Raw genomic sequence first — 7,355 nt, 5'->3', positions numbered from 1 at the left:
CCGGCGATGGGCCGCAAAGCGGCCCCGGCGATATAGGCGGCGAAGCTGAAGTCCTCAGCTCCAACAGAGTGTGATGATACCCGTCAGATCAGGCTCAGGAAGGCTTGGCGCCACGCAGCATTTGCCGGCAATGCCAGGAAATGCGGGTTAAGCAACGACTCCTGCGCTGGGTACCGGAACGGCAAGCCATCCAGCCCGATTACCTCCCCACCAGCCCCTTCCACCACGCCCTGCGCCGCCGCGGTATCCCACTGCGAGGTCGGTGCCAGGCGCGGATAGCAGTCGGCGCTGCCCTCGGCCAGCAGGCAGAACTTCAAAGAACTACCGATATTAGCCAGCTCCAGCTCACCCACCGCAGCCCCCAACCCGGCCAATAACGCTTCCTGTTCCGGGCTGGAATGGCGACGGCTGGCGACCACGGTGAAACGCGCACCCGCCGGCGGCGCGTTGCGTACCTGGATCGCCTGGGCGGCCTCACCCGCTTCGGCACGCCAGGCGCCCAACCCGCGACCACCGAAGTAACAGCGCCCGTTGGTCGGCATGGAAACCACGCCAAACACCACCTCACCGTTTTCGACCAGGGCGATGTTGACCGTAAATTCCTCGCTGCCGGTGATGAATTCCTTGGTGCCGTCCAGCGGGTCGACCAGCCACCAGCGGCTCCAACCCTGACGCTCGACCAGCGGAATGTTGCAGTCCTCTTCGGACAGCACCGGGATCTGCGGCGCCAGCGCCAGCAGGCCATCGGCAATCACCCGGTGCGCCGCCAGGTCGGCGGCGGTGACCGGCGAATCGTCGGCCTTGTTGGTCACGGCCACATCGGCACGCCAGAACGGCAAGATCGCGTCCCCCGCCAACAGGGCCAGCTTGACAACTTCGTGCATCAATTGCAGGTCGTTCATGCTTCCAGCAGCCCCCGCTGAATCAGCAGGTCACGCGCCAGGTACAGCGCCGCCAGCGCACGCCCCTCGGTAAACTGCGGGTGCATGGCCAGGGCCGAGAGTTCGCGCAGGTTGACCTTGTCGACCCGCATCGGCTCCGGCTCGTCGCCCTCCAGGCGCTCCTCGTACAGGTCGCTGGCCAGCACCACCTGGATCTTCTGGCTCATGTAGCCCGGCGACAGCGACAGCTCGGTCAGGTGCTCCAGCTGGCGCGCGCCAAAACCGGCTTCTTCCTTGAGCTCCCGGTCGGCTGCCGCCAGCACGTCCTCGCCCGGCTCGATCAAGCCCTTGGGCAACGACAGCTCGTATTCATCGGTGCCGCCACAATATTCCTCCACCAGCACCGCGTGCTCGGCATCGAGCATGGCCACGATCATCACCGCACCGTAGCCATTACCCCGGCCCACCAGGCGCTCGTAGGTACGCTCGTTGCCATTGCTGAAGCGCAATTGCACGGCTTCGACGCGAAACAGGCGGCTGCTGGCGACGATTTCGCGGCTGAGGACGGTGGGTTTCTGGCGCATGGGGCGGCTCCTTGGCGTGAACGGGTTACTATACCGTGGCTTGCCGACTGATCGAGAGTTTCCCATGCCTGTTCTTCCCTGGTCTGCCATCGATACCGTCCTGCTGGACATGGACGGCACCCTGCTCGACCTGCATTACGACAACCGCTTCTGGCTGGACCACCTGCCCCAGCGCTACGCCGAGCTGCACGGGGTGAGCCGGGCAATGGCGGAAATGGAGCTGCAGCCGCTGTTCGAACGCAATGCTGGCACGCTGAACTGGTATTGCCTGGACTTCTGGAGCCGCGAACTGCGGCTGCCGATCCGCGAGCTGAAACAGGAAATCGCCGACCTGATCGCCCTGCGCCCGGATGCCGATACGTTCCTTGCCGCGATCCGCAACGCGGGCAAGCGCGTGGTGATGATCACCAATGCGCACCGGGATTCACTGTCGCTGAAGCTGGAGCGGGTGGAGTTGGCGCCGTATTTCGAAAGGCTGATCAGCTCGCATGACTATGGCTACCCGAAGGAAAGCCCGCAGTTCTGGGACGCATTGCAGGCGGACATCGGCTTTGAACCGGAGCGCAGCCTGTTCATCGATGACACCCTGGCGATTCTGCGCAGTGCACGACGGTTTGGCGTGGGGCATCTGCTGGCGGTGCGCCAGCCGGATAGCCAGGCAGGGCCGCGGGATACCGAAGAGTTTGCGGCGGTCGAGGATTACCGGGAGCTATTGGTCGGCCTGTGAGGCCCCATTCGCGGGCATGCCCGCTCCCAAAGGTACAGCGCCACATTCACGGCTGGCGTTGTACCTGTGGGAGCGGGCGAGCCCGCGAAAAGGCCGGTACAGGCGGCAGAGATCAGTCAGGAATACGCAACACCTGCCCCGGATAGATCTTGTCCGGGTGCTTGAGCATCGGTTTGTTGGCCTCGAAGATCTTCTGGTACTTGTTCGGGTCGCCATACACCTTCTTCGAAATGGCGCTCAACGTATCACCCTTCTCCACCGTGACGAACCGCGCAGCCTGGGCCACCGGTCCGGTCACGGTGATCTGGTCATCGACACTGGCCACGCCAGCGACGTTGCCCGCCGCCAGGATGATCTTCTCTTTCTCCTCCTGGCTGGCCACCTCGCCCGTGAGGATGATCTTGTCTCCCTCTACAGTGGCCTTGATATTCGGATTGCCCAGGCCGACACTTTCCACGTGTTTCTTCAACTGCTCTTCGGCATTGGCATTGCCGGAGGTCAGCAGGTCGATCAACTTCTCGCCCGCTTCCTTGACGAAACTGAACAAGCTCATAGCGCTCTCCTTGTTGACGAAACCTCGGACACAGCAGTCTAGGCCAGCTTTTCCCCTGGCGCCCCATGCGACCAATCGACGCGGTCTATCAAGGCATAGACCCTAGCGATTAGACGCCACCGACCCGCACGCCTAGGCTTGTGCTATCTGAAAGCCGCCAATAGCCCCGATGAAAAGTCAGCCCCGATGAACAGCAAACCTCCGGTATGCGCGGCCTCATCGCCCTTGACCATGCCCGCCGCCAGCAACACCTACGATTACGTCCAGCTCAATGACGCCAGACGCGACAGCACGCCCCTGGCCGAAGAAGTGGCCCTGGCCATTGCCTACAACGGCCTCAACCAGGCGGTGATGCTGGTCAGCCCCACCGACCTGGAAGACTTCGCCGTCGGCTTCAGCGTCGGCAGCGGCATTGTCGACGGCACAGCAGAAATCTACGATCTGAAACTCTCCGGCAGCGGCTCGGCGATGTATGCCGACCTGGAGATTTCCAGCCGAGCGTTCTGGAACCTGAAAAACCAGCGCCGCCAGCTGGCCGGCACCAGTGGTTGTGGCCTGTGCGGGGTCGAAGCATTGGAGCAGGCGCTGCCAGAGCTGGCCGAGCTGCCTGGCGCGCCCTTGCCACCGGCACAATGGTTGGTCGGCCTGCGTGAACGCATCGATGCCTTCCAGCCGCTCGGCCAGCACTGCGGCGCGGTGCATGCGGCGCTGTTCATGGACCGCCACGGCGAACTGCTGCTCGGCCGCGAAGACATCGGCCGGCACAACGCCCTCGACAAGCTGATCGGCGCCCTGCTGCGCCAGGGCATCGACAGCCAGGGTGGCCTGGCCATCGTCACCAGCCGCTGCAGCCTGGAGCTGATCCAGAAGGTGCTGCGGGCCGGTATCCAGACCTTGGTCAGCCTGTCGGCGCCAACCGGCCTTGCCCTGCAATGGGCGCGCAAGCACAACCTCAACCTTATCCATCTGCCCAAGCACAGCGCACCGCGGGTCTACAGCCCAGCGGCGGAGTCGTAACAGCCGTGACCTCGTACCAACACCTCCCGGACAACGCCCCAGCCTCTTCCCCTCGCTACAAGCCCTACCACGGCCCCGCCGGTGGCTGGGGCGCGCTGCGCAGCGTAGCCAAGGCCTGGGTGGGCAGCGATAACGCGCTGAAGAACATTCGCGCGCTGCTCAAGACCAACCAGAACGGCGGCTTCGATTGCCCCGGCTGCGCCTGGGGCGACTCGCCGGAAAGCGGCATGGTCAAGTTCTGCGAGAACGGTGCCAAGGCCGTGAACTGGGAGGCGACCAAGCGCCGCGTCGATGCCGCCTTTTTCGCCCGCTACAGCGTCACTTCGCTGCTGCAGCAGAGCGACTACTGGCTGGAGTACCAGGGGCGCCTCACCGAGCCGATGGTCTATGACGCACCCAGCGACCGCTACCAGCCAATCAGCTGGGACGCCGCCTTCAACCTGATCGCCCGCGAGCTGAACAAGCTGGCCAGCCCTGACCAGGCCGAGTTCTACACTTCGGGGCGCGCCAGCAACGAAGCGGCGTACCTGTACCAGCTGTTCGTGCGCGCCTACGGCACCAACAACTTCCCCGACTGCTCGAACATGTGCCACGAGGCCAGCGGCGTGGCCTTGGGGCAGAGCATCGGGGTCGGCAAGGGCACCGTCACCTTCGACGACTTCGAGCACGCCGACGCGATTTTCGTCTGGGGCCAGAACCCCGGTACCAACCACCCCCGCATGCTCGACCCGCTGCGCGACGCGGTAAAGCGCGGTGCCCAGGTGGTGTGCATCAACCCGCTCAAGGAGCGTGGCCTGGAGCGCTTCCAGCACCCGCAGAACCCGCTGGAAATGCTGACCAACAGCGACCGGCCGACGAACACCGCATTCTTCCGCCCGGCCCTGGGCGGCGACATGGCGCTGCTGCGCGGCATGGCCAAGTTCGTCCTGCAATGGGAACGCGAGGCCCAGGCCAACGGCGAACCAGCAGTCTTCGACCACGCCTTCATTGCCGAACATGGCCATGGCGTCGACGACTACCTGGCGGTAGTGGATGCCACCCCCTGGGAGCACATCCAGGCCCAGTCCGGCCTGGCGCTGGCCGACATCGAACTGGCCGCGCGCATGTATTGCCGTGGCAAGCGGGTGATCATGTGCTGGGCTATGGGTATTACCCAGCACCGCCACTCAGTGCCGACCATCCAGGAAATCGTCAACTTGCAGATGCTGCGCGGCAACATCGGCGTGCCAGGCGCAGGCCTGTGCCCGGTGCGCGGCCACAGCAACGTGCAGGGTGACCGCACCATGGGCATCAATGAGCGCCCGCCGGTGGCCCTGCTGGACGCCATCGAGCAGCGCTTCGGCTTCCCCGTGCCCCGGCACAATGGCCACAACACCGTCGAGGCGATCCACGCCATGCTCGACGGCCGGGCCAAGGTATTCATCGGCCTGGGCGGCAACTTCGCCCAGGCCACGCCGGACACCGAGCGCACCGCCCAGGCACTGAGCAACTGCGAGCTGACCGTGCACATCAGCACCAAACTCAACCGCAGCCACCTGGTACACGGCAAGCAGGCACTGATCCTGCCGTGCCTGGGCCGCACCGACATCGACCTTCAGGCAGAAGGGCCACAGGCGGTAACGGTAGAAGACTCGTTCAGCATGGTCCACGCCTCCAATGGCCAGCTGAAGCCGCTGTCGACGCAGATGCGCTCGGAGCCGGCGGTCATCGCCGGTATCGCCGCCGCCACCCTCGGCAAGAAGCCCGTGGACTGGCACTGGCTGGTAGCTGACTACGACCGTATCCGCGAGCTGATCGGCGACACCATCGCCGGCTTCAGCGGCTTCAACCAGCGCCTGCGCGAGCCGGGCGGTTTCTACCTGGGCAACAGCGCTGCCAGCCGTGAATGGAATACCAGCACCGGCCGCGCAAACTTCAAGGCCAACCTGCTGCCCGACACGCTGATCGACGAGCGTGTACGCGCCAGCGGGCAGGTGCCTGACCTGATCATGCAATCGATGCGCTCGCACGATCAGTACAACACCACCATCTACGGCCTGGACGACCGCTACCGTGGCGTGCGTGGCCAGCGCGAGGTGCTGTTCGCCAACGAAGCCGACATCATCCGCCTGGGCTTCCAGCCGGGGCAGCAGGTCGACATCGTGTCGTTGTGGGGGGATGAGCATGTGCGCCGTGTGCACGGCTTCACTTTACTGGCCTACGACATCCCGGCCGGGCAGGCGGCGGCGTACTATCCGGAGGTGAACCCGCTGGTGCCGCTGGAAAGCATTGGCGATGGCAGCCATACGCCGACGTCGAAGTTCATCGCCATCAAGCTGGAGCGGGCGCGGGACGACGGGCGCATCCTGTAGGAATGGTGTTGGCCTCTTCGCGGGCGTGCCCGCGAAGAGGCCGGAAGCCGTGCCGCCAAAAACGAAAAAAGCCCTGTTCCATCAAGGCTCAGGGCTTCGTCATAAAGGTCTCAGACAGCGAAAAAACGATAAAGTTTCACAGTAAATACAGTAAGTTAGAGAATTGTGTACAACTCGTGTTACTCGTCGGATTTCCGTTGCCAGGCGTGCCTGCAAGGCTCAAAAATCGCCCCGTCATCCTTATGAGGCTCTCTTGATGAAGAAGTACTCCTCGATACTGTTGTTGTCTTTCAGCTTGCTCAGCGGCGTTGCCATGGCAGGCGGCACCACCGAGGCCGGCATTGGCGGCGCATTGGGTGGGGTACTGGGCTCCGTGGTGGGCAACTCCATCGGTGGTAGCACCGGCGGCGCCATTGGTGCCGGTCTGGGCGGCGCAGCTGGCGGTGCCCTGGGTGCCGACAAGCGTCAGCGCGGTGAAGCCGCTATCGGCGGCGCGCTGGGCGCCGCAGGCGGTAACGTGGTCGGCCGCTCCGTGGGCGGCACTACCGGTAGCTACATTGGCGCAGCAGCCGGCGGTGGTGCCGGTGGTGCACTGGGTAACTACCTGGGTAAAGAGGCCGACAGAGACGATTACCACGAAGGCCGCCGCTACCGTCGTGGTTATGACGACGACCGTCGCCACTGGGACCGTGGCCACCACTACGGCCATCGCAAGCACAAGCACAAGCGCCACTGGCGCGACTAACGCCTGAGGGCCTTGCCCCGGCAACAAAAGCCCCGCCCCTGCCAGCGGGGCTTTTTTATGCCTGCTGTTCCAGCAGTACACCAGACAGGATCACCTGCAGCGTCTCTGGCAACACCACTGGCCGTCCATTGGCGCGTTCGATGAAAACCTGCACCACCGTGCCTGCCGCACACGCCTCCGGCTCCCCTGGGCGGAACAGGGCCAGGCGGTACTCCACCGTGCTGCCAGCCAGTCGTGCCACCCCCAGCCCTACTTCCAGCACGTCCGGGAAGCCGGGCAGAGCGTAGAAATCCGCCGCCGAACTGACCACGAATGCCGCCAGCTCGCCGTCACGCAGGTCCAGGTCGGCCTGTTCGACGAGGAACGCCTGGATGGCGGTTTCGAAGAAGCCGTGCACGGTGGCACCGGCAATATGGCCGTTCAGGTCGTTGTCCTGGGGGCGGGTGAGGATGGGGTGGAAGTGGGAGAAGGCAGTGCGCTGAGGGGATTCGGTCATC

8 protein-coding genes are annotated in these 7,355 nt (G+C 64.4%); 4 read left to right on the top strand and 4 right to left on the bottom strand.

All coding sequences use genetic code 11. From position 1 onward, the window contains the following. Positions 1–83: 83 nt before the first annotated feature. Positions 84–902 carry a 3'(2'),5'-bisphosphate nucleotidase CysQ gene (cysQ, locus tag ACK1U9_RS24105; RefSeq protein ID WP_449110233.1) on the bottom strand — a complete coding sequence of 273 codons (819 nt, stop codon included), beginning with the start codon at positions 900–902 and terminating at the stop codon, positions 84–86. Further along, the gene (nudE, locus tag ACK1U9_RS24100) at positions 899–1,465 is read right to left on the bottom strand and encodes an ADP compounds hydrolase NudE (RefSeq protein WP_015268611.1); all 567 of its coding nucleotides are present in this window, start codon (positions 1,463–1,465) and stop codon (positions 899–901) included. The genes cysQ and nudE overlap by 4 nt, the downstream gene beginning before the upstream one ends. 64 nt (positions 1,466–1,529) lie before the next feature. Between nudE and yrfG the strand changes: the two genes are divergently transcribed. Continuing rightward, positions 1,530–2,192, top strand: coding sequence for a GMP/IMP nucleotidase (gene yrfG, locus ACK1U9_RS24095; RefSeq protein WP_085599973.1), 663 nt, complete (start codon positions 1,530–1,532; stop codon positions 2,190–2,192). A 112-nt stretch (positions 2,193–2,304) separates the two neighbouring features. Here yrfG and lysM read toward each other — a convergent pair whose 3' ends face one another. Then, the gene (gene lysM / locus ACK1U9_RS24090) at positions 2,305–2,745 is read right to left on the bottom strand and encodes a peptidoglycan-binding protein LysM (protein ID WP_449110232.1); all 441 of its coding nucleotides are present in this window, start codon (positions 2,743–2,745) and stop codon (positions 2,305–2,307) included. Positions 2,746–2,931: 186 nt separating this feature from the next. On the opposite strand from lysM, the gene fdhD reads away from it, so the two are divergent. The 3 genes from fdhD (at position 2,932) to ACK1U9_RS24075 (ending at position 6,858) form a co-directional block, all read left to right on the top strand. Beyond that, positions 2,932–3,762: a formate dehydrogenase accessory sulfurtransferase FdhD gene (fdhD, locus tag ACK1U9_RS24085; protein WP_046614522.1), complete on the top strand. Its 831-nt coding sequence runs from the start codon at positions 2,932–2,934 to the stop codon at positions 3,760–3,762. 5 nt (positions 3,763–3,767) lie between these two features. Next, a complete protein-coding gene (locus tag ACK1U9_RS24080; protein WP_196173529.1) occupies positions 3,768–6,113 on the top strand; it encodes an FdhF/YdeP family oxidoreductase in 2,346 nt (781 codons plus the stop codon). 256 nt (positions 6,114–6,369) lie between these two features. After that, positions 6,370–6,858, top strand: a complete 489-nt coding sequence (locus tag ACK1U9_RS24075) for a glycine zipper domain-containing protein (RefSeq protein ID WP_046614524.1) — start codon at positions 6,370–6,372, stop codon at positions 6,856–6,858. 55 nt (positions 6,859–6,913) lie between these two features. Here the strand turns inward: ACK1U9_RS24075 and ACK1U9_RS24070 are convergent, their stop codons facing one another. Then, positions 6,914–7,354, bottom strand: a complete 441-nt coding sequence (locus tag ACK1U9_RS24070; protein ID WP_046614525.1) for an acyl-CoA thioesterase — start codon at positions 7,352–7,354, stop codon at positions 6,914–6,916. Between the last annotated feature and the right edge of the window lies 1 nt (position 7,355).

The sequence above is a fragment of the Pseudomonas sp. XP1 genome (assembly GCF_053557675.1).
The sequence above is the reverse complement of the archived record's forward strand: the minus strand, read 5'-3'. Positions and strand labels throughout refer to the sequence as shown.

Bases quoted from the DNA above. Each gene is read 5' to 3' on its own strand.
- cysQ (WP_449110233.1), bottom strand. From the start codon at position 902: ATGAACGACCTGCAATTGATGCACGAAGTTGTCAAGCTGGCCCTGTTG.
- nudE (WP_015268611.1), bottom strand. From the start codon at position 1,465: ATGCGCCAGAAACCCACCGTCCTCAGCCGCGAAATCGTCGCCAGCAGC.
- yrfG (WP_085599973.1), top strand. From the start codon at position 1,530: ATGCCTGTTCTTCCCTGGTCTGCCATCGATACCGTCCTGCTGGACATG.
- lysM (WP_449110232.1), bottom strand. From the start codon at position 2,745: ATGAGCTTGTTCAGTTTCGTCAAGGAAGCGGGCGAGAAGTTGATCGAC.
- fdhD (WP_046614522.1), top strand. From the start codon at position 2,932: ATGAACAGCAAACCTCCGGTATGCGCGGCCTCATCGCCCTTGACCATG.
- ACK1U9_RS24075 (WP_046614524.1), top strand. From the start codon at position 6,370: ATGAAGAAGTACTCCTCGATACTGTTGTTGTCTTTCAGCTTGCTCAGC.
- ACK1U9_RS24070 (WP_046614525.1), bottom strand. From the start codon at position 7,354: ATGACCGAATCCCCTCAGCGCACTGCCTTCTCCCACTTCCACCCCATC.